Source organism: Stutzerimonas stutzeri (assembly GCF_038561965.1).
Lineage (GTDB): Bacteria > Pseudomonadota > Gammaproteobacteria > Pseudomonadales > Pseudomonadaceae > Stutzerimonas > Stutzerimonas stutzeri_AA.
Genome location: NZ_CP139348.1, coordinates 761,070 through 779,962 on the forward strand (window position 1 = coordinate 761,070; position 18,893 = coordinate 779,962).

Consider the following 18,893-nt stretch of genomic DNA (forward strand, 5'->3'; position numbering starts at 1 on the left):
GCGGTGGCGATGAGGTCAAGACTGGTTGCGCCGCGGATGCTACGAACATGCTGGCGACGCAGGGCCTAGACAGCATCGGCTTGGTACCCGCGTCGGATGCTGTTTTCGGGCGTGGTGTTTGGTTAGGCCTCGCCAGCTGCCCTACGCTCCTCAAGGAGCTGAAGTATGGAGGGCGGCATCGGGCGACACCCACAGGCCTTTGCATGAGCAACATGCCAATCGACGCGCTGCTGGACAGTTGCGTTCCTTGGCATGGGATTCATCTCATGCCATGCCTTATTTGTTTTGCCCATCGTAAGCCTCCACCGCAGCAAGGAAGCCGGCAATAACAACCGAGCCAGCGGCAGGCAGGCCAATAAGGACAGCACTCAACACTTCCTGCCTCGACGCACCATGCGATTTTGCCGAAAGCACATGAAATGGAATGCCAGAGGTATTCCCTGTCGCTCCCAGCACGGCGATGTACGCTAGTTCCTTGGTCTTCTTGTCCAGAGCGCTAGCAGCATCAAGAGCTTGCGCCGCTTGCATCCAGGCCTTGGCATGGGCCGGGGCTTCCCGCATGAATAACGCGAATTCTTTTGACACGCTCATGGATGGTTCCTATGGGCCTAACTTTTGGTTAAGGGGCGGGCTTTAGCCCGTCCCAGTGAGCGAAGCGAACGGTTTGAACCATTTGTTAGGCATTGAACGCTGGTCTAAAGAAAGTTCTTTCATAGCTGATGATACACTTTGTTTCTTCAGCATATTTGAAGGCAGCTATGCAGGCTGTGTCTTGAAGGGACTTTTCCCGATACTGCTCGTACTCAGCCAAGCTTGGGAATGTGAACATTGCGAGCGCAACATTATTGGCACCCTCTGATGGCAAGAAGTAACCGTGGTGTTTGCCGCCGAATTTCTCAACCAGTGGAATCCACAGTTTGCCGTAATATTCAAATTCTTTGAGTTTATATGGGTCAATTATGTATCTGAGATGGCAGGTAACCACAGTATTCTCCTATATGCCTAACGATTAGCTAAGGGGCGGGCTTTAGCCGGTCCCAGTGAACGAAGTGAGCGACTTGTTAGGCATTGGTACTAAGTGCCTCTGTTACAGCCTTGCTCATGAGCTCCTCATTATCTAATAATTCCCGGTAAGGCTCGAATGGAAGATTTCCATCATTTACCTGGCGTTGAACAAATATGCGCATGCGCCAATCATCCGGGTGTGGTTTGTTAAAGTCGAAGTCTATACCGCCGGTATCTAGGGTTTTGTAGACATCGACTCCAATGCTGTGAGTGCGTATGTACCAAGAGGTGCCAGGAATGATGCGGTGCCCGCGATATTCACTACGCAGAATGTTCTCTGCCTTTTCCAAACCGAAGCTACGGGAAATAAGTTCTTTTGCCCACGCCATCTGGGCATACCACAGGGCAATTGCTGCTCTTATTGGGTTCACATCCATAATTCCCACAATGTCTAACGTTTGGTTAAGGGGCGGGCTTTAGCCCGTCCCAGTGAGCGAAGCGAACGGTTTGAATCACTGGTTAGGTTTGCGGCGCTGGATGCATGAGCCATGCGCACCAGATTTCTTTTGCTTCCTCGCTGAAGTCGGGGCAGCGAGTTAAGCCAGCATCGGGAGAACCAAACCAGCGTACGAACTCTTCCTGGATAATGCGCTGAACATCAGATTCTGATCTGGCCTCTACTAGGCGAGGCAAGATTGTTTCTACTTCAGCGGCGTACTCGTCGGTGTTATCACCGAAATTAATGCCCATAGGGTCATGCCTGAACAGAATTTCTTCTACTTCAGTGAAAAGCATCCCGTACTTAGCTTTTGTCTCTGACCTGCTCATGGATACCTAACGATTAAGCTAACAGGCGAGCAAAAGCGCAGCTTTTGCGAGTCCAGTGAGCGAAGCGAACGTTGTTAAGCGCATTGTTAGGGCTGCTCAGTGTTTGTTTCACTCTTTGAAATGTTGCCGTATAGCTTTGCGGCAAAGCCAAATATGTAGAAGATAGCGATAAAACTCAAAGCAAATGCTAAAGCAGCAAGCTTGTTGAAGCTAACGAAATGTATGAAAAGGAAGGATGAGTGCAGGGTGGTTAAGAGCACGAAAACAAGGGTTGCCGTGACTAAAAGATGACCATTTTTGTTCTCCTGCTGCGCCATTGCTCCAAAAATGGCGCCCATTGCGATGAAAATAGGAAATATGAACGCAAAGGCGGCCATGAAATGACTCTGGTCGGATGTATCAGCCATAAAAACGGTAAATGCGATGGCGGCCTGCCCGTAAGACATGCCTCTTAATGCGCCATGAACAGAAGCTGGGTCCCTATGCAGGTGTGATGTGAGGAAAGGGGCGATGAATTTTAGTGCTTTTATCATGACGGGCTCGGATGTTTGATGAAGCTCTAACGTTTGGTTAAGGGCGGGCTTTAGCCCGCCCCGGCGAGCGGAGCGAGCGATTTGAACCTATTGTTATAGGCTTTTCTCAAGCTCGCCATCCATTCTGTATTCAACGCCATCTTCAAGCCACTTTCCTGATATTACCAAGAATGGATCTTCAAGTTTTATTGATACTTCAATAGGGCTTTCGTAAGCCTCGTACCCTTCATATTGAAACTTACCTAGCCCTGAGTATTTTTGAGGCGAACGCTCGTTGGCGATGCAGTGCCCTGTAAATTTACAGCCGTCTTTTACACCCAAAAAATCGAAGCTAATTTTCCCTTCTGAGATAACGCAGCGAGGAATTTGGTATATCCAAAGATTGGCTTCATTAGCTACATCAATTTCTCCGCTGAATTTCATGGGGTAATTCTCTAACGTTTGGTTAAGGAGCGGGCTTTAGCCCGTCCCAGTGAGCGAAGCGAACGGTTTGAGCCACTTGTTAGGTCGTGAAATCGAGTTTTGGTTGAGAGGTATTAATTAGTCGAATATCGTGAATACATTGCCATTCGTCAACGCCTAGCACCATTAACCCAGACTTGATGTAAGCGACCCCCATAAGCGTCGAGCTAGTTGTTGTGCAGATTCGATGAATTAGGGTGTAATATTTTTCTGGTTTGGCAATGGCTTCATAAGCAACGGTGCGCACAACTCCCGGCTTGACTTGCCCAAAGTGCTTCGATTCTGTGAGCTCATAGGTAGGGTGGCCGCTTGGACTAACCTGCGTATCCTCATTCTGCGGGGGCGAGTTATCCGTGGTGTAATGTATTGATGCTCCACCATTGAATGCATTTTTCATTAGCAAAGCAAATCCAGTATATGTTATGACTCCGCCGCCAGTTGAAACGTTAAAGTAAATCCCGGCGATGTGGCGCCATATTCGGATTAGCTCTTCATATGCTTGCTGGACTTCTGAGGGAGTAAGCGTTGAATGTGGAAGTGATGCGGCGGGGAATTTCGCATGCTGAAGTCTGCAGCGAGTATTTTTGTACTGAGAACTTATTATGTATTCAACAGGGTCTTCCACGCCTGTTGGAGTGTAGTGCGCCAGTGAAGAATTATTGTTTATTGCGGTCAAACATCGCTTTAGCCATGCGGCCTCTCCCTCTAATTTTTTCTTTGGGAAAATGGAATTGAGCAGCGCTTCAAATGCTAGGAATAAATTTTTATACGCTTCAAACAAGTCGCGCGATGCTTGTGACAGTCGATAGTAGCGGAATGATTCATTCCAGACTGGCTCAGGCGGCGGTGGAGGTTTGACTTCATTACCCTCTGCATCAGTCTGGGTTATTTCAACCTGCATACCCATGGCCAAATCAAATAGGCTGTATGAGAATAATATAGACTTCCCATCTTTATGGTAAACGCCAACGCTAGAGCGCGCAGGATCTGAAAGGGTAAATGAAGGCAGTCCTTTAACTGAAATTATATCGAGCGCTTCTTGTATTGCTGCAAAGCCTATAGTTTGCAGTTCATCATAGGAGACGGCAAGAGACGTACGTGTAACAACATCAGTGCTTCCTTTAGTTAATTCTACCTGCCAGGCTCCATTAGCTGTCTCATGAATATATGAGATGGTTGAGCTCGTTGATAATGAGAAAGATATTCCACTCTTGTATTTCCCGTCGAGATTTTCTTTCCCAGCGATGAATATCTTGCCTATGCGGGCCATCGATCTCTCCGTGACCTAACGTTTGGTTAAGGGGCGGGCTTTAGCCCGTCCCAGTGAGCGAAGCGAACGATTTGAACCAGTAGTTATAAGCTTTTCGGCCAAATGAACTCAATTTCCGGCTCAGCTAGATGAATAGATACAGCGTCATTTCTTCCAACCGCATACGCAACAGTGCTTTTGTGATAGCCAATTTCAGGGATGCTAAAAAGAAGTTTTCCCGCACAGAAAGCATTTAAAATGTTATGAGAGCTGCTGAATTGGAGGAAGTTAGACTCACCTATTGCTCTCGCGAGCTCCCAGATTTTAGATTCTTCTTGTAAATCTATATAAGTCTCTAACGGTCCAAGTTGGTCGTCTTGAGAACAGCAGGCTTGACGTGTGACTTTAATTTTCATGTGTGCTTATAACGTTTGGTTAAGGGGCGGGCTTTAGCCCGTCCCAGTGAGCGCAGCGAACGATTTGAACCACTAGTTAGGTTTCTTGGTACGGGACGCCATAGAGAACATTTCTAGCTCGGCCTTCAAATTCGTGCGCATATTCTTGTAAAGTACGCCATTCAATACGCGCTAAGCAATTAATAGCGGCACTTCTAACGCTCGCCCATTCATTATGGCTAAACATAAATTGATCATCGCAGTGGAATGCGTCACTGCTTAAATTGTCGCAGCTTTCAAATATTGAGAGCAACTCGTTTTTTATATCGACTGGAATGTCGTTTTCGTAATAACCAACAAAATCTTTAATTCTTAATATTTTTTCGCTCCACACTTCGCATGCGGGGCAATATGGTATCGATTCACTCTGTTGTTTTGCTTCGAGTGAAAGAAACTCTAGCCCATAGCAGAGTTGTAGGAATGAAAGTAGCTTTTCATACTCATCATCTGCATACCAGTTCCATACCCTGGCTGAGAAGCTAGTTTCCATGTGATACCTAACGATTAAGCTAAGGGGCGGCGGCACGCCGTCCCAGCGAACGAAGTGAGCGATTTGAGCGCCTTGTTAGGCATAAACCACCTCGCTTGCGAACTGCGGATATTCACCTTGCATTTCAGTAAGGCATTCTTTTAGTAGCACAGCCTCACGAGGTAGGCGGTGTGAGAACTGCGCCCAGCCTAAGAACCTAACGGTGTATGGCATTTCAACCAAGCCAGTTATGGCGTCCCAGAAAGCGTCCCAGTTAGCACCATACCAGCCCGGAAAATTTAGCGAATCCATCAGCAAAGAGTGCAGTTCTTCTGCGCTAGTGATAGCTCGGAGATCAATCTCTACTAGCTGTACGCGGGACATATTTTTTTGCCTAACGATTAAGCTAAGGGGCTGGCTTTAGCCAGTCCCAGCGAGTGAAACGAGCGGCTTCAGCGCCTTGTTAGGAAACAACACGCGCACAATTACAGTTTTCTGAATAGTAACGATCAATCTCATACGCAAGTGCCATAAGGGGTTTGTAGTCATCGGCCCATTCTCCGATGCCACGACTGAAACCTAATCCTGCGCCATCAGATGGGCGGGGTAGTCGACTTGTGTATACCGACTCTAAATACCCACTCATTGCTGAAATGGCTTCATTTGTTGACTCAACTAGCCACGTAGGCCCATTTGATTCAGCACTTCCATGTATGCGACGGCATTCATTCATCGCACTTTTAATCAACTGTTCAAGATGAAGATCGCACGCATCCATGCTTTGGTTCCTAACGTTTGGTTAAGGGGCGGGCTTTAGCCCGTCCCCGTGAGCGAAGCGAACGATTTGAACCATTTGTTATGCGTGCTCAATGTTCATGAATTTGTATTGAGGATACTTGCTCTTAGATTCAGAACGTAAGCTAGAGATTTTGCTTTTTAGGCCGTCATGGCTTGACTGCACATTTGAAATGACGTTCTCGATAGAGCTATATGCTGTCTTGAATGTTCCAAGGCTTAATTTTGACGAATACTCGTTCAGCGGGCAGGTTCTGTCGAGTAGCCCCGCCTTAGACATTTGCGGCTGAAGAATTCCAACATAAAATTCGTTGCGCACATTCAATGACTTTATAGCTTGGATGAAGCCATCTTGCTCAATGCTTATATCTAGAAGCAGTTGTGGAGAGACGGTCAAAATCAGCGCTAGCTCACCTACATCAACTCTTGTGCCGTCGTGAAAATTCGTGAAGGCTGGCATTGAAAAGGCTGCGTGATGAATGCTCTTCTGTTTGTCTAGTTCTGATTTTATGTTGCATATAGTGTTGTATTGAATGGCCAGATTTAATATGGCTCTATTTATAGTGGCGACTTCCTTTCCTACTCGCTCCTGCTCTTCAGCTTTGCGCTTTCTAGATTCGATTTTGTCACTGAACTTGAATGCAAAAAAGGCACCTGCCAAAGCACCAAATAAAGTAGTAAAAAAATTTGATGCAGGCTCCAGCCATTTTGGTGCCGCAGACTCGGTTATTGCTAACCCTGAAAAATACCAAAGCAAAATTGCGCCTAAACCGACAATTCCTCCTGTGACGACAGGATCGTATCTGTAATCTTTCAGAGGAGACTCCTTAATGCATAACGATTGGCTAAGGGGCGGGCTTTAGCCCGTCCCAGTGAGCGAAGCGAACGATTTGAGCCGGTTGTTAGGCCTGGCCTGCTCGACACGTTAGTCGCAGCTACGCAGAAAGAAAAGGCTGGCGCCGATGAGTTGGAAAGCGAACGCGGCAAGTTAATTGTTACGGTGCTCTGCATAAAACCAACTCCCTTTGATAAGGCCAATAATTTTGACGAATTACTGGCGATTCGGTGTTGCGGTTGAAGCGCTGCCTAAATAAAAAGTACCGGAGGTGCCTAACTATAATTAGACACCAAATGGTGTATAAGACGCCAAACGGGCGTGGTGTATAACATTCCTTGTCATCTGGTCGTTCCTTGCCTAGGCTGGGCCTCTCAAGGAAGTGATGAATGTATAAGGGAGTTATACACCATGGATGAGAAGCCGCGACTGTTGGATCAGGTGCGGGAGCAGATTAGGCTCAAACACTACTCGATCAGAACTGAGCGTGTCTATTGCGAGTGGATAAAGCGTTATGTCCGCTTTCACAAATATCGACATCCGCTCGATATGGGGCGCAAGAGGTTGAAGCCTTTCTTTCTGACCTCGCCGTTCGCCGCGATGTTTCTGCCTCAACACAGAATCAGGCGCTCGCGGCGTTGCTGTTTCTTTATAAACAGGTGCTTAAACAGGAGCTGCCCTGGCTGGGTGAGGTTGTGCGGGCTAAAAAACCGGCGCGGTTGCCTGTGGTGCTCTCAATAGACGAGGTGCAGCGGATACTCGCGCAGCTGGAGGGCGAGGTCGGACTTGTTGCGAGGCTACTTTACGGCGGGTGGAATGCGTCTGATGGAGGGGGGAGGCTTCGAGTCAAGGACGTCGATTTCGGCCGTAACGAAATCATTATTAGAGACGGTAAAGCCCAAAAGGACCGCGTCACGGTACCGCCGGCGACGTTGGTTGCGCCCCTCAAACAGCACCTGGCCCGGGTTCGGTCCATTCACCAGCAAGAGTTGGCGGAGGGGAGGGGAGACGTCTAGTTGCCGGATGCGTTTTTTCGCAAATAACCACGGGCGCCTTGGGAGTGGGCTTGGCAGTACGTGTTCCCGGCCTCAGGCCTTTCGGTCGACCCGCGCAGCCAGGCGGTGCGGCGGCATCATTTCGATGAAAAGCGTATACAGCGCGCATTCAAGCGTGCACTCAACGCGACCGGCATTACCAAGCTCGCTACGCCTCATACATTGCGACACAGCTTCGCTACGCACTTGCTAGAAAGCGGACAGGACATACGCACGGTGCAGGAGTTGCTGGGGCACGCTGACATCAAAACGATGATGATTTACACCCATGTGCTCAACCGGGGTGGGTTGGCGGTGCTCAGTCCGCTTGATCGCATGTGATCAGCGCCAGCGGATGCGGTGAATAACTATCGCCGCGGGCAATGTCGCAGCCAGCGATCTCGATAGGACCGCTGGCTGCGCTCTCGATGCGCTTACTGCGTTCGCGTCACTCGCCACACGACATTGGCCAGGTCATCCGCGACGATCAGCGCCCCGCGCGGGTCGACGGTTACGCCGACCGGCCTGCCCCGGGTCTTGCCGTCGTCGGTGCGAAAGCCTGTGGCGAAGTCGATTGGCTCGCCTGCGGGGCGGCCGTCGCGGAAGGGTACGAAGATCACCTTGTAGCCGACCGGTTCCTTACGGTTCCAGCTGCCATGCTCGCCGATGAATACGCCTTCGGCGAACTGTTCGCCCATCACGTCCGATGAGAAGTCCAGCCCTAGCGCGGCGACGTGCGAGCCCAGGGCGTAGTCCGGCGTGAGCGAGGCGGCGACCTTGTCCGAGTCCAGTGGGCGTACGCGGTCATCGACGTTTTGGCCCCAGTAGGCGTACGGCCAGCCGTAGAAGCCGCCTTCCTGTACCGACGTCAGATAATCCGGCACCAGGTCTTCGCCGAGTTCATCGCGCTCGTTGACCACGGCCCAGAGCTGGCCGGACTCAGGCTGGATTGCCAGTGCGGTGGGGTTGCGCAGCCCCGTAGCGTAGGGTTTGTAGGCGCCGGTTTCGGCGTTGACCTGCCAGACCAGCGCGCGGTCGACCTCGGCCTCCATGCCGCGCTCGGTGATGTTGCTGTTGGAGCCGATGCCGACATACAGGTACTGGCCGTCGGGGCTGATGGTCAGGGCCTTGGTCCAGTGGTGGTTGATCTCCGACGGCAGGTCCGCCACTTTGGTCGGCGGGCTGGCGGCCTCGGTCTGGCCGTCCTGATAATCGAAACGCACAAGCTCGTCCTGATTGGCGACATACAGATTGCCGTCGTGGAAGGCCAGGCCGTAGGGCGCGTTGAGGTCTTCGGCGAACACGGTCTGCAGCTCGTACGTGCCGTCACCGTCCGCATCACGCAGTAGGGTCAGGCGATTGCCGCTTTCCACCGAGGTGTTGCCCTTGGCCTTGAGATATCCGGCGATGACGTCCTTCGGCTTGAGCTTGGCCGCGTTACCGCCGCGGCCTTCGGCAACAAGGATATCGCCGTTGGGCAGCACCAGGGTCTGGCGCGGAATCTTCAGGTCGGTGGCAATCGCCGTCACGCTGAAGTTCTCCGGCACCGTGGGCACTTGTTCGCCCCAGGGCTCGGGCTCGGCGATGTTCATGCTGGGCAGCAGGCCGCGTTCCGGTTCGGGAAGCTTGGGGTTGGTGCCGTAATGCTGTGAGGCATCCTGCTCGCCACCGCATGCGCTCAGCAGTACGGCCATGGCCAGAGTGGTCAGTGCGCTGGAGTGCTTCATGCCTCACCTCCATCGCGCAGGTTGCTGAGGCCGAGCCACGTTGCGGCGCACGCCAATACGGTAACGATCACCGACAGCACCAGGCCCAACGGCATGGTTGCCCAGGCGTCCTTGGCATGCTCCAGAGCATTGATGAAGCCCAGCAGCCAGGCCGCCAGCAGCAGTATGAAGTAGGCCAGTGGTCGCCCTTTCCGGTGTTGCGCGCGGATCAGGTTCGCCGCCGCGAACAGCAACGCCAAGCCGCAGAACACCAGCCCACCGGCAATCAGCCAGGCGGAGAAGTTGCTCCACTGAATCTCATAAGTCTTGAAGTAGGCGATGTCGCTCAACATGGCGCCAAGAAACAGCGGCACGGTGCCCGCAAGCAACGTCCCATGCAGCGGGTTGGGTACGTGGCGGGAGATGCTGTGGGTGGTGGTTTGCGTGCGGTGGGTGATAACGGTCACGTAGATATCCTCATCGCTGGAGACCCCTCATGCTCGACGCAGATGCGCTGGCGGTCCGGATTGCTCTGACTGTGCTTAAAAGGGGATCGTGACGTTGCATCGTTAGTTCACTGCCAATGAGCGGCGAGCTTCCCTTTTGGCAAGGCAAGGCGTGAAGACGGCAGGTGTGCGGATGGCTGAGCGACCACACTGGCGCCTCAGTTCGATCATTCGGAGAGCCTGGCTACGGCAACTGCAGGGAAATGAAATGTTGCAGGTTGCCTCATGCACAAGCGCCAGCGTATGCCTGGTATATGCCGATTTCGGCAGCTGGTGCGGACAGCATGCGCGGTTACGCCCGACGCCGCAGGGCTACCGGATAAAGAGCGTAAGTCATAGCTGATCCGTCTGATCCGTCTGATTCGTTTACGTGTCGGCCGCCTTTTCGCGGCCGACCGCCTTTCGCTTATCGGACGCACTTTCGCGGCCCGGTTTTCGTGCCTTGCGCACAAACCAAGTGCTCCGAAGCGGACCATTTGATCCGTTACTTCTCCTCGTAAACGCTAAGTTGCTGATCTTTAAGCGAATCAGATCAGTGGCACGCTTTCTGCTCCTTCCTCGCTGTCGCCCTCGCGTGCAAACGGAGCGACCGGCCCGCTGCGGCATGCATACAGAGAAGCGCCTGCGCCATTGGCGACGCGCTCAGGTTTCAGCCTTGCGTCAGAGGAGTGCGTCACCCATGACTCTGCAATACGTTCCCATCATCGACCTGGCGCCGTATTTCGCCGGCACGCCGGAGGGCAAGGCCCAGGTGGCCAAGGCCGTCGATCAGGCCTGCCGCGACATTGGTTTTCTGGTCATCACTAATCACCAGATCCCCACCGAACTGATCGAGCGCGTGTCGCGGCTGACGCGGCAGTTCTTCGCCTTGCCGTTGCCGGAAAAGCGCAAGGTCGACCGGCCCAGCCCGGAAATGGTGCGCGGCTACAGCGCCATCGCCGAAGAGAGCCTGTCGTATTCGATGGAGGAGGCCGCGCCCGGCGATCTCAAGGAATCCTTTTCCATCGGCCCTAGCGATGTGCCGCTTGAGGACTATTACCACTGCGCCGAAGCCGGCCCGCATTTCGCGCCGAACGTTTGGCCCACCGGCATCGAAGGCTTCGAGCAGGCCTACCGCGAGTACTTCGCTGCCATGAGCGAGTTGTCGCAGTCGCTGATGCGCATCTTCGCGCTGGCGCTGGCGCTGCCGGAAACCTTCTTCGACGACAAGATCGACAAGCACATCAGCATGTTCCGCAGCCTCAGCTACCCGGATGTGAAGGACGACGTCGAACCGGGGCAGATGCGCGCAAGCGCCCACACCGATTACGGCAGCCTGACCATCGTCAAGCCGGACAACGCGCTGGGCGGCCTGCAAGCGCGCAACCGCCAGGGCGAATGGGTGGATGTGCCCTACGTGGAGAACGGCTTCGCCGTGAACATTGGCGACCTGATGATGCAGTGGACCAACGATCAGTGGATTTCCACCCTGCATCGCGTAGTCAATCCGCCGGCCGACAGCCCTGCCGACAACGGCCGCCAGTCACTGGTGTTCTTCCACCAGCCCAACTATGACGCGCTGATCGAGTGCCTGCCGGGTTGCCTGGCCGCGGGTGAAGCGCCGCGTCATGCGCCGGTCACGTCCGGCGACAACCTGCTCTCCAAGTTCGTCAAGCAGACCACATTCGGCAAAGGCCTGGAGGTCGCATGAGCACGCTTTCATACGTCAACGTGTTCGCCCGCGACATCGAAGCCCTGAGCGGCTTTTACCGCGAGCTGTTCGGCTTCAAGCACATCCCCGAGATCGCCTCGCCGATCTTTCGCGGGCTGGATACCGGCAAGAGCTGCATCGGCTTCAACGCGCCGGAAGCCTATGAACTGCTGCATCTGAACGAGTTCGCCGACACCCGCGGCTGCAAGTTCCTGCTGAACATCGATGCCGATTCGAAAGAGGAAGTCGACCGCCTGGTGCCCATTGCCGTCGCCATGGGCGCGACGCTGATCAAGGCGCCCTACGAAACCTATTACCACTGGTATCAGGCGGTGCTGCTGGACCCGGAAAACAACGTGTTTCGTATCAACCACATGCTTTGACGTGCCAACCTCAGGAAGACCAAAAATGCTCAATCAGATGAAACGGACCTTGTGTGCGGCGGTGGCTCTCGGCCTGGCAACAACTGTTGGCGTCGCCGCGGCGCAGGAAGGGCAGGGGCTGACCCTCGACAAACCAGCGAAGATCGCCATGCTCTACATCAGCCCGCGCAATGATGGCGGCTGGACTCAGGCCTTCGACGAGGCGCGGCAGAAGCTCGAAACCGAGCTCGATACCAAGATCCAGTACGTCGAAAGCGTGCCGGAAAATGCCTCCTCGATCCGCCCGGCCGTGGACCGGCTGATCCAGCGCGGCGCCAACGTTATCATCGGCACCGCTTTCGGCTACTCGGACACCTTCAAGGAGCTGGCCGACAAGTACCCGGACGTGGCCTTCCTCAACGGCTCGGGCACCACCAACAGCGGCAACCTCGAATCCTTCTACGGGCGTACCTACGAAAGCCAGTACCTGTGCGGCATGGCGGCGGGCGCGGCGTCCAAGACCGGCAAGCTCGGCTTTGTCGCCGCTAACCCCTTTGGCCAGGTCAATTGGACGGTCAACGCCTTCGCCCTCGGCGCCCAGCAGATCAACCCGGACGCCACCGTCACCGTGGTCTACACCGGCGCCTGGAATGATCCGGTGAAGGAGCGCGCCGCCGCCATGGCGCTAATCGACTCTGGGGCCGACGTGCTCGGCCAGCACGTCGACAGCCCGACGCCGCAAATCGTCGCCCAGGAGCGCGGCGTGCATGGCACCGGACACCACCGCGACATGAGCGAGTTCGCCCCGGACGCCACCGTCTGTTCATCGGTCTGGGTGTGGGACAAGTTCCTCGCGCCGGAGCTAAAGAAGATCAGCGCCGGCAACTGGACGCCACCAGAGAACGGTGCGCTGCTGTCCATGGCCGAAGGCGGCACCGATGCGGCCTGCTGCGGCCCGGCGGTTTCCGAAGCGGATAAGGCCAAGATCATGGCCGCCCGCGAGGAGCTGCTCAAAGGCGAGAAGAAGATCTACGCCGGCCCGATGCTCGACCGCGACGGCACCGAGCGCATCGCCGCTGGCGAGGTCATGGCCGACCCGGCGTTGTGGCAGATGGATTGGTTCGTCAAGGGAGTGATCACCCAGCAATGAGTAACCTGAACGCGATCCAGCTGACCGGGGTGAGCAAGTCGTTCGACGGCTTCATGGCCCTGTCCCAGGCGGATTTCACCGCCAAGTGGGGCGAGGTGCACGCGCTGCTCGGCGAGAACGGCGCGGGCAAATCCTCGCTGATGAACATCGCCGCGGGCCTTTACGCACCGGAAAGCGGATCGCTATTCATCGACGACAACCCAGTGCGGCTCAGCGGTCCTCGTGATGCGAGCCGCTACCACATCGGCATGGTTCATCAGCATTTCAAGCTGGTGAAACCCTTCACCGTGGCCGAGAACATCCAGCTGGGGCTGCCCTTGGGGCCCGGCAATCATGCGTTCGCGGGCAGCCACCGGCAGCGGCTGGCCGCACTGGAGCAGCGGATTCGCGACAAGGCGGCTGAGTTGGGTTTCACCATCGACCCGCGTCAGACCACCGAAAGCCTTTCGGTGGCCGAGCAGCAGCGGGTGGAGATTCTCAAGGTGCTGCTGGCTGGCGCGCGGATTCTGATCCTCGACGAGCCGACGGCGGTGCTAACCGACCAGGAAGCCGAGCGCCTGCTGGAGACGGTGCGCGCCTTTGCCCGACAGGGTGCAGCGGTGATTCTGGTCACCCACAAAATGAGCGATGTGAAGCGCTTCGCCGACCGCGTCACCGTGATGCGCGGCGGGCGGACGATTCAAACCCTCGATCCGCAGTCGGTCTCGGTGCCAGAGTTGGTGCGCCTGACCGTGGGCGAGTCCGCGCCGGCCAGTGAGTATCAACCGGCGACACCGGGCGAGGTGCGGCTGCAGGTGCGTGATCTCAGATCGACCGGCGCGGATGGGCATGGCGCACTCAATGGCGTGACGCTGAGCCTGCGTGCTGGCGAGATCTACGGTATCGCCGGTGTTGGCGGTAACGGCCAGAGCGAATTGGCGAACGTGCTGATGGGCCTTCCGGAGCGCTGCGAAGGCTCGTTGGAATTGACCGGGTTTGGCGATCTGCGCCGGGCTAGTAGTGAGCAACGCCGCGAGCTGCGCATCGCCTCGATTCCGGCCGACCGCTACGGCACGGCACTGGCCGGCGAGCTGTCGGTGGCAGAGAACTTCGGTGTCGGGCAGGTGCATAGCGGCCGCTACGGCTCTTTTTTCAATCTGCGGCGCAAGCGCCTGGAGGCCGAGGCCGCCGAGGCGGTGGCTGGGTTCGATGTACAGGGTGTGCGCTCGCTGAAACAGAAGGCCGCACTGCTCTCCGGCGGCAACGCGCAGAAACTGGTGATCGCTCGCGAATTCTCCCGAGACCCGCAACTGGTGTTGGTTCACAGCCCCAGCCGCGGCCTCGATGTACGCGCCACCGCTGCGGTGCATGGCCGCCTGCGCGCCGCCCGTGATGCTGGCGCGGCGGTGCTGGTGATCAGCGAAGACCTCGACGAAGTGCTGGCCCTGGCCGACCGCATCGGCGTGATGAACGCCGGGCGCATCGTCGCCGAATTCAACCGGCCCGCGGATCGCCAGGCCATCGGCAGCGCGATGGTCAGCCATGGGGACGTAGGGCATGGAGCGTTGAGCCATGACGAGGAACGATCACAGAGCGCCGTGGGTTGAGTGATTCTCTGGCTTCGGTGGCCGCCGGGAGGGTCCGGCACATCTACGTCCGGTGCGGTGCAGAGAAGAAGCGAATGAGTTCGCCTGTAGAGGTCGGCAATCAGATAGGGGATGACGCGAGATGAGTCATGAATGAACAGGTACGCCCGATGATGCTTGAGCAGGCCGCGAAGGCGTCGAAACCTCAGAAGCCACCCTTGCTGTCACGTCGTTACGCACTGGAGATTCGCCAGCAACTGGCCTGGCATTGGCAGGCTCTGATCATTGCCGCGGCGCTAGTGCTCGGCTTGAGCATTTCCGCCGCCATCCTGATTGCCGCTGGCGTACCGGCCGGCGAGTTGCTCAACGAATTCGTCATCCTCACGGTGTTCGATGCGCAGAGCCTTACCGCCGTGCTGTTCCAGGCGTCGCCAATGATCCTTGTCGGCCTGGCCGGTTGCATGGCGTTCCGTGCCAAGTTCTGGAACCTCGGCCTTGAGGGGCAGATGATCTGGGGGGCCATCGGTGCCACGGCGATCTCCCTGTTCGAGGTCGGCCCGCAGGCGCTGCGCCTGCCGCTGATGCTGGCGGCAGCGATCATCTGCGGTCTGCTCTGGGCGCTGGCGCCGGTGTTGCTCAAGCTGCGGTTGAAGGTCAACGAGATCATCTCGACGCTGATGCTCAACTACCTGGCGATCAACTTCCTGCTGCACCTGCTTTATGGCAGTTGGAAGGACCCGAAGAGTTCGTTCCCCTATTCGCCGCAGTTCCAGCCGTTCGAGCGCCTGCCTGAACTGTTCGACGGCATCAGCGCGGCAGTGCCGTTGGCGGTGGTCGTGGCGTTGCTGGCGCTGTGGTTTCTCGGTATTTCCCGCGCCGGGCTCTACCTGCGCTTCGTCGATGCCAACCCGCGGGTGGCCGGCGCAGTAGGCGTGCCGGTGCAGAAGATGATCATCGGCACGGTTTTGATTTCCGGCGCCATGGCCGGGATTGCCGGGTTTCTCGTCACGGCCGGGCAGGAGGGCCGGCTGACCCAGTCGTTCTATCAGGGCTACGGCTTCTCCGGGATTCTCATTGCCTTTCTCGCCCGTAACAACCCGGTAGCAGCGCTGGTGGTGGCGCTGTTGATGGCGATGTTGTTCGTCGCCGGACGCAGCCTGCAAGTGTTCTACCAGATCCCCTTTTCCATGGTGCAGTTGATCCAGGCGATCCTGGTGATCTGTGTCGCCTCTTCGGATTTCTTTATCCGCCACCGTATCCGCCGCGTTCAGGGAGGCGAAAGCTGATGGACATGATCGCCAACTGGCTCGGCAACACGCCCGACTTCGCCGTGCCCTTCGCCCTTGCGGCGCTGGGGCTGATTCTTACCGAACGGGCCGGGGTGCTGGCTCTGGGCGCCGAGGGGCTGATGCTGGTCGGCGCGCTGGCCGGGATTGGCGCGCAACTGGCGTTCGGCAGTCATGGCATGTCGCTGTTGCTGGCGATGGGTGCGGCGGCCGTGGTCTCGCTGCTGTTCGCGCTGATGGTGCTGGTGCTGCGCATCAATCAGGTGATCGCGGGATTGGCGCTGGTGTTCTTCTGTCAGGGGCTGACCGGATTGCTCGGCACGTTGCTGGACTGGGCCAACAAGCCGGTCAAGGGCCTGGGCGCGGTGGAGCTATGGCCGCTGTCGGAGTTGCCACTGCTGGGGAAGATCTTCGTGCAGAACCCGTTGGTGTTCATGACGCCGCTGATCTTTCTCGCCGTGGTCTGGTTCCTCACCCGCACCACCACCGGCCTGCGGCTGCGCGCGGTCGGTGAGAACCCACAGGCGGCGGATGCAGCGGGGATTTCCGTGCTCGGCTATCGGCTGGCGGCGATTCTCGCCGGCTCAGCGTTGATCGGCCTGGCGGGCGGTTATATCTCGGTGCTCAGCACCAAGCTGTGGATCGCCGACATGACCGGCGGCCGCGGTTGGATCGCCGTGGCGCTGGTGATCTTCGCCCGCTGGTCACCATGGAAAGCACTGGCGGGTGCGCTGCTGTTCGGCTGCATCGAAGCGCTGATCCCGCAACTGGCCGCGGCGGGCGTGCGCCTGCCTCAATACTTCGTGCTGATGACACCCTACGCCGTGACCCTGGCCGTGATGATCTGGGTCGCCAGTGGCAAGAACGTCGCCGGCAACCAGCCGGGGGCGTTGGGTATTCCCTTCATCCGTGAGGAACGCCGCTGAAGCGGCGATTCATCATTCTGCCTGGTTCTGGTTCTGGTTCTGGCTCTGATCACTTGAACGGCAAGTGATCTCGGCGTAGGGCTGGTCTGGGGAGTAGTCGCCCGGCACTCGCTCGGTGCGCTGAGTATTTGGCGCAATGCTGAATACCGGCGAGGCCGAGGTATCCGAACGCGCGTCGTCCGGTACGTGAAACTCGCAGGAAACCTGGCTTCCAGTGCGATTCATCACTTTCACTGCACGCACGCCGAGCAATTCGCCTTCCACGCCCTCGGATTTGGCCGGCACGCCCATCGGGCTCACCTCGATATCCAAGCCATTGAGATGCGTGATGATTTCAGGCGGGGGCGTCTGGGCGAGGGCTAGCGGAGCGCAAAGCACCAGGCTACAGGCGAGGGCAAGCTGATTTTTCATAAGAACCTCCGTCATTCGGTCCCCGTTAGAAGTGGTCAATTGCAGTCGGTTCGATAGCTTCTTGACTCAATGATTGCAAATGATGAGCGAGCGTCAAAAAAACGTTGGCACGAAAAATGATGGCGTATAGCTATCTATCGTCTTGCCGTGTCATTTGCGCCGTGTTGAACTGCAACAGTCGCCAATGTTACGTGCGGTCCTTTTTAGGGTGGCTGAAGTGACTAGGTATTTGCTCCTTGCGTTGCTGGCGTTTGCGGGTGGTGCAGCGGCCTCGGCCGATGTAGCGCTCGAACTAAACGCAGCCGAGCGTGACTGGCTGGCTGACAATCGCTCCGTCAGCATCTGCGTCGATCCCGACTGGCTGCCGTTCGAGATTCTCAATGCCCGTGGCGAACATGAGGGGATCGCAGCCGATCTGCTGCGGCTCGTTGCCTCTCGCGCGGGGCTGCAACTGGATATCGTGGCAACCAGCGACTGGGATGAGTCGGTTGCTTATTCCCAGGCCGGCCGCTGCCAACTGCTCAGCTTTCTCAATCAGACGCCCCTGCGTGATGCCTGGCTGATCTTCACGCAACCGCTGTTCACTGACGCCAATGTGGTTATCGCGCGGGAAGATCATCCGTACGTGGCGGACCTTTCTGCCCTTGCAGGCGCCACCGTCGCGTTGCCGTCCGGCACCTCGGTGGAGGAAAGCGTGCGGCGAGACTTTCCTCAGCTTCGCGTTATCAGCACCGACACGGATGCTCAGGCGCTGGCGCTGGTAAACGATCGCAAGGCGGATCTGACGGTGCGCTCCTTGACTGTGGCCGCTTACACCATTCGCCGGGAAGGCTGGTTCAACCTGAAGATCGCTGGCCAGCTGACGAGTTTCGATAACCAGTTCCGAATCGGCGTGCTGAAAAGCGAGCCCGTGCTGCGCGACATACTGAACAAGGCGATCGCAACCATCACCCCGAGCGAGCTGAACCAGATCGCCAACAGCCATGCGCTGGTGCGCCTGCAGTCAGGCACCGATTACCGGCTTATCCTCCAGATCGTGGTGGCTTTCTCGGTGATGCTGCTGACCAGTCTGTTCTGGATCGGGCGGTTGCGCCGGCTGAACGAGCAGCTACAAGTCAAATCGCAAACCGACGCGCTCACCGGGCTGGCCAATCGTGCAGCATTGGATCGGCGTTTCGCCAAGGCGCTGGAGCAGGCTCGGCGGTATCACCGGCCGTTTTCGGTCGTCATGCTGGATATCGATCACTTCAAACGTATCAACGACGAGTTCGGTCACCAGATGGGCGACCGTGTGCTCAAACAGTTTGCCGGTCTGCTGCAGTCCTGCCTGCGCGGTAGCGATGCGGTAGGTCGTTGGGGTGGTGAGGAATTTCTGGTGTTGTGTCCGGAAACCAGTGGGCAACAGGCGGTTTTGTTCGCCGAGCGGCTGTGCGAACAGGCACGGACGTTCCCGTTCAGCACTGTCAGAGCCCAGACACTTAGCGCGGGCGTCGCCGAACTGAACGCGACGGACACCGTGGACAGTCTGCTGCGCCGTGCCGATGCCTCGTTGTACCGCGCCAAGCATGAAGGCCGGGATCGGGTGTGCTGGAAGGCACCGGACGAGAGGCCGATCTGAGCCGCTGC

21 protein-coding genes and 1 pseudogene are annotated in these 18,893 nt (G+C 56.7%); 8 read left to right on the top strand and 14 right to left on the bottom strand.

What is annotated here, in order from left to right; genetic code table 11:
• Positions 1-276: 276 nt before the first annotated feature.
• The 11 genes from SM130_RS03365 to SM130_RS03415 all read right to left on the bottom strand — a co-directional run bounded on the left by SM130_RS03365 (position 277) and on the right by SM130_RS03415 (position 6,553).
• Entirely contained in the window at positions 277-591 is a 315-nt protein-coding gene (locus SM130_RS03365) for a carboxymuconolactone decarboxylase family protein (protein ID WP_102824413.1), read from the bottom strand.
• Between the two features lie 85 nt (positions 592-676).
• A complete protein-coding gene (locus tag SM130_RS03370; protein ID WP_102824414.1) occupies positions 677-985 on the bottom strand; it encodes an NIPSNAP family protein in 309 nt (102 codons plus the stop codon).
• Positions 986-1,061: 76 nt separating this feature from the next.
• Positions 1,062-1,442 (bottom strand): hypothetical protein, encoded by a 381-nt coding sequence (locus tag SM130_RS03375; RefSeq protein WP_102824415.1) that lies wholly within the window; start codon positions 1,440-1,442, stop codon positions 1,062-1,064.
• Positions 1,443-1,524: 82 nt separating this feature from the next.
• Entirely contained in the window at positions 1,525-1,833 is a 309-nt protein-coding gene (locus SM130_RS03380) for a hypothetical protein (protein ID WP_102824416.1), read from the bottom strand.
• A gap of 86 nt (positions 1,834-1,919) precedes the next feature.
• Positions 1,920-2,366, bottom strand: a complete 447-nt coding sequence (locus SM130_RS03385; RefSeq protein ID WP_146029729.1) for a hypothetical protein — start codon at positions 2,364-2,366, stop codon at positions 1,920-1,922.
• A gap of 93 nt (positions 2,367-2,459) precedes the next feature.
• Positions 2,460-2,789, bottom strand: coding sequence for a hypothetical protein (locus SM130_RS03390; protein ID WP_146029730.1), 330 nt, complete (start codon positions 2,787-2,789; stop codon positions 2,460-2,462).
• Between the two features lie 79 nt (positions 2,790-2,868).
• A complete protein-coding gene (locus tag SM130_RS03395; RefSeq protein WP_146029731.1) occupies positions 2,869-4,098 on the bottom strand; it encodes a hypothetical protein in 1,230 nt (409 codons plus the stop codon).
• Between the two features lie 83 nt (positions 4,099-4,181).
• Positions 4,182-4,493: a hypothetical protein gene (locus SM130_RS03400; RefSeq protein WP_146029732.1), complete on the bottom strand. Its 312-nt coding sequence runs from the start codon at positions 4,491-4,493 to the stop codon at positions 4,182-4,184.
• Between the two features lie 76 nt (positions 4,494-4,569).
• A complete protein-coding gene (locus tag SM130_RS03405; RefSeq protein WP_146029733.1) occupies positions 4,570-5,022 on the bottom strand; it encodes a hypothetical protein in 453 nt (150 codons plus the stop codon).
• A 75-nt stretch (positions 5,023-5,097) separates the two neighbouring features.
• Entirely contained in the window at positions 5,098-5,385 is a 288-nt protein-coding gene (locus SM130_RS03410; protein ID WP_102824418.1) for a barstar family protein, read from the bottom strand.
• Positions 5,386-5,857: 472 nt separating this feature from the next.
• Positions 5,858-6,553 (bottom strand): hypothetical protein, encoded by a 696-nt coding sequence (locus SM130_RS03415; protein ID WP_146029734.1) that lies wholly within the window; start codon positions 6,551-6,553, stop codon positions 5,858-5,860.
• A 489-nt stretch (positions 6,554-7,042) separates the two neighbouring features.
• On the opposite strand from SM130_RS03415, the pseudogene SM130_RS03420 reads away from it, so the two are divergent.
• Positions 7,043-8,007, top strand: a pseudogene (locus SM130_RS03420) (integron integrase).
• 92 nt (positions 8,008-8,099) lie between these two features.
• Here SM130_RS03420 and SM130_RS03425 read toward each other — a convergent pair.
• Together SM130_RS03425 and SM130_RS03430 are read right to left on the bottom strand one after the other, a co-directional pair.
• Positions 8,100-9,392 carry a PQQ-dependent sugar dehydrogenase gene (locus tag SM130_RS03425; protein WP_102824420.1) on the bottom strand — a complete coding sequence of 431 codons (1,293 nt, stop codon included), beginning with the start codon at positions 9,390-9,392 and terminating at the stop codon, positions 8,100-8,102.
• A complete protein-coding gene (locus SM130_RS03430) occupies positions 9,389-9,838 on the bottom strand; it encodes a DUF2231 domain-containing protein (RefSeq protein WP_423835155.1) in 450 nt (149 codons plus the stop codon). The genes SM130_RS03425 and SM130_RS03430 overlap by 4 nt, the downstream gene beginning before the upstream one ends.
• A gap of 718 nt (positions 9,839-10,556) precedes the next feature.
• On the opposite strand from SM130_RS03430, the gene SM130_RS03435 reads away from it, so the two are divergent.
• The 6 genes from SM130_RS03435 to SM130_RS03460 all read left to right on the top strand — a co-directional run bounded on the left by SM130_RS03435 (position 10,557) and on the right by SM130_RS03460 (position 16,856).
• Positions 10,557-11,567: an isopenicillin N synthase family dioxygenase gene (locus SM130_RS03435; protein WP_102824421.1), complete on the top strand. Its 1,011-nt coding sequence runs from the start codon at positions 10,557-10,559 to the stop codon at positions 11,565-11,567.
• Positions 11,564-11,950 (top strand): VOC family protein, encoded by a 387-nt coding sequence (locus SM130_RS03440; protein ID WP_102824422.1) that lies wholly within the window; start codon positions 11,564-11,566, stop codon positions 11,948-11,950. Before SM130_RS03435 ends, SM130_RS03440 begins: the two co-directional genes overlap by 4 nt.
• A gap of 25 nt (positions 11,951-11,975) precedes the next feature.
• Complete coding sequence (locus SM130_RS03445) at positions 11,976-13,079, top strand: BMP family ABC transporter substrate-binding protein (protein ID WP_102824423.1); 1,104 nt, start codon at positions 11,976-11,978, stop codon at positions 13,077-13,079.
• A complete protein-coding gene (locus tag SM130_RS03450; RefSeq protein ID WP_102824424.1) occupies positions 13,076-14,665 on the top strand; it encodes an ABC transporter ATP-binding protein in 1,590 nt (529 codons plus the stop codon). The genes SM130_RS03445 and SM130_RS03450 overlap by 4 nt, the downstream gene beginning before the upstream one ends.
• Positions 14,666-14,793: 128 nt before the next feature.
• A complete protein-coding gene (locus SM130_RS03455) occupies positions 14,794-15,930 on the top strand; it encodes an ABC transporter permease (protein WP_102824425.1) in 1,137 nt (378 codons plus the stop codon).
• Positions 15,930-16,856 carry an ABC transporter permease gene (locus SM130_RS03460; RefSeq protein WP_102824426.1) on the top strand — a complete coding sequence of 309 codons (927 nt, stop codon included), beginning with the start codon at positions 15,930-15,932 and terminating at the stop codon, positions 16,854-16,856. Before SM130_RS03455 ends, SM130_RS03460 begins: the two co-directional genes overlap by 1 nt.
• Positions 16,857-16,868: 12 nt before the next feature.
• On the opposite strand, the gene SM130_RS03465 is transcribed toward SM130_RS03460, so the two are convergent.
• A complete protein-coding gene (locus tag SM130_RS03465) occupies positions 16,869-17,267 on the bottom strand; it encodes a hypothetical protein (RefSeq protein WP_102824427.1) in 399 nt (132 codons plus the stop codon).
• Between the two features lie 217 nt (positions 17,268-17,484).
• Between SM130_RS03465 and SM130_RS03470 the strand changes: the two genes are divergently transcribed.
• Positions 17,485-18,885 (top strand): diguanylate cyclase, encoded by a 1,401-nt coding sequence (locus SM130_RS03470; RefSeq protein ID WP_256044954.1) that lies wholly within the window; start codon positions 17,485-17,487, stop codon positions 18,883-18,885.
• Positions 18,886-18,893: the final 8 nt, after the last annotated feature.

What these genes read in the sequence shown, in the direction of transcription:
- SM130_RS03365 (WP_102824413.1), bottom strand. Translation starts at nt 591, where the DNA reads ATGAGCGTGTCAAAAGAATTCGCGTTATTCATGCGGGAAGCCCCGGCC.
- SM130_RS03375 (WP_102824415.1), bottom strand. Translation starts at nt 1,442, where the DNA reads ATGGATGTGAACCCAATAAGAGCAGCAATTGCCCTGTGGTATGCCCAG.
- SM130_RS03380 (WP_102824416.1), bottom strand. Translation starts at nt 1,833, where the DNA reads ATGAGCAGGTCAGAGACAAAAGCTAAGTACGGGATGCTTTTCACTGAA.
- SM130_RS03385 (WP_146029729.1), bottom strand. Translation starts at nt 2,366, where the DNA reads ATGATAAAAGCACTAAAATTCATCGCCCCTTTCCTCACATCACACCTG.
- SM130_RS03390 (WP_146029730.1), bottom strand. Translation starts at nt 2,789, where the DNA reads ATGAAATTCAGCGGAGAAATTGATGTAGCTAATGAAGCCAATCTTTGG.
- SM130_RS03395 (WP_146029731.1), bottom strand. Translation starts at nt 4,098, where the DNA reads ATGGCCCGCATAGGCAAGATATTCATCGCTGGGAAAGAAAATCTCGAC.
- SM130_RS03400 (WP_146029732.1), bottom strand. Translation starts at nt 4,493, where the DNA reads ATGAAAATTAAAGTCACACGTCAAGCCTGCTGTTCTCAAGACGACCAA.
- SM130_RS03405 (WP_146029733.1), bottom strand. Translation starts at nt 5,022, where the DNA reads ATGGAAACTAGCTTCTCAGCCAGGGTATGGAACTGGTATGCAGATGAT.
- SM130_RS03410 (WP_102824418.1), bottom strand. Translation starts at nt 5,385, where the DNA reads ATGTCCCGCGTACAGCTAGTAGAGATTGATCTCCGAGCTATCACTAGC.
- SM130_RS03425 (WP_102824420.1), bottom strand. Translation starts at nt 9,392, where the DNA reads ATGAAGCACTCCAGCGCACTGACCACTCTGGCCATGGCCGTACTGCTG.
- SM130_RS03435 (WP_102824421.1), top strand. Translation starts at nt 10,557, where the DNA reads ATGACTCTGCAATACGTTCCCATCATCGACCTGGCGCCGTATTTCGCC.
- SM130_RS03440 (WP_102824422.1), top strand. Translation starts at nt 11,564, where the DNA reads ATGAGCACGCTTTCATACGTCAACGTGTTCGCCCGCGACATCGAAGCC.
- SM130_RS03445 (WP_102824423.1), top strand. Translation starts at nt 11,976, where the DNA reads ATGCTCAATCAGATGAAACGGACCTTGTGTGCGGCGGTGGCTCTCGGC.
- SM130_RS03450 (WP_102824424.1), top strand. Translation starts at nt 13,076, where the DNA reads ATGAGTAACCTGAACGCGATCCAGCTGACCGGGGTGAGCAAGTCGTTC.
- SM130_RS03455 (WP_102824425.1), top strand. Translation starts at nt 14,794, where the DNA reads ATGAATGAACAGGTACGCCCGATGATGCTTGAGCAGGCCGCGAAGGCG.
- SM130_RS03460 (WP_102824426.1), top strand. Translation starts at nt 15,930, where the DNA reads ATGGACATGATCGCCAACTGGCTCGGCAACACGCCCGACTTCGCCGTG.
- SM130_RS03465 (WP_102824427.1), bottom strand. Translation starts at nt 17,267, where the DNA reads ATGAAAAATCAGCTTGCCCTCGCCTGTAGCCTGGTGCTTTGCGCTCCG.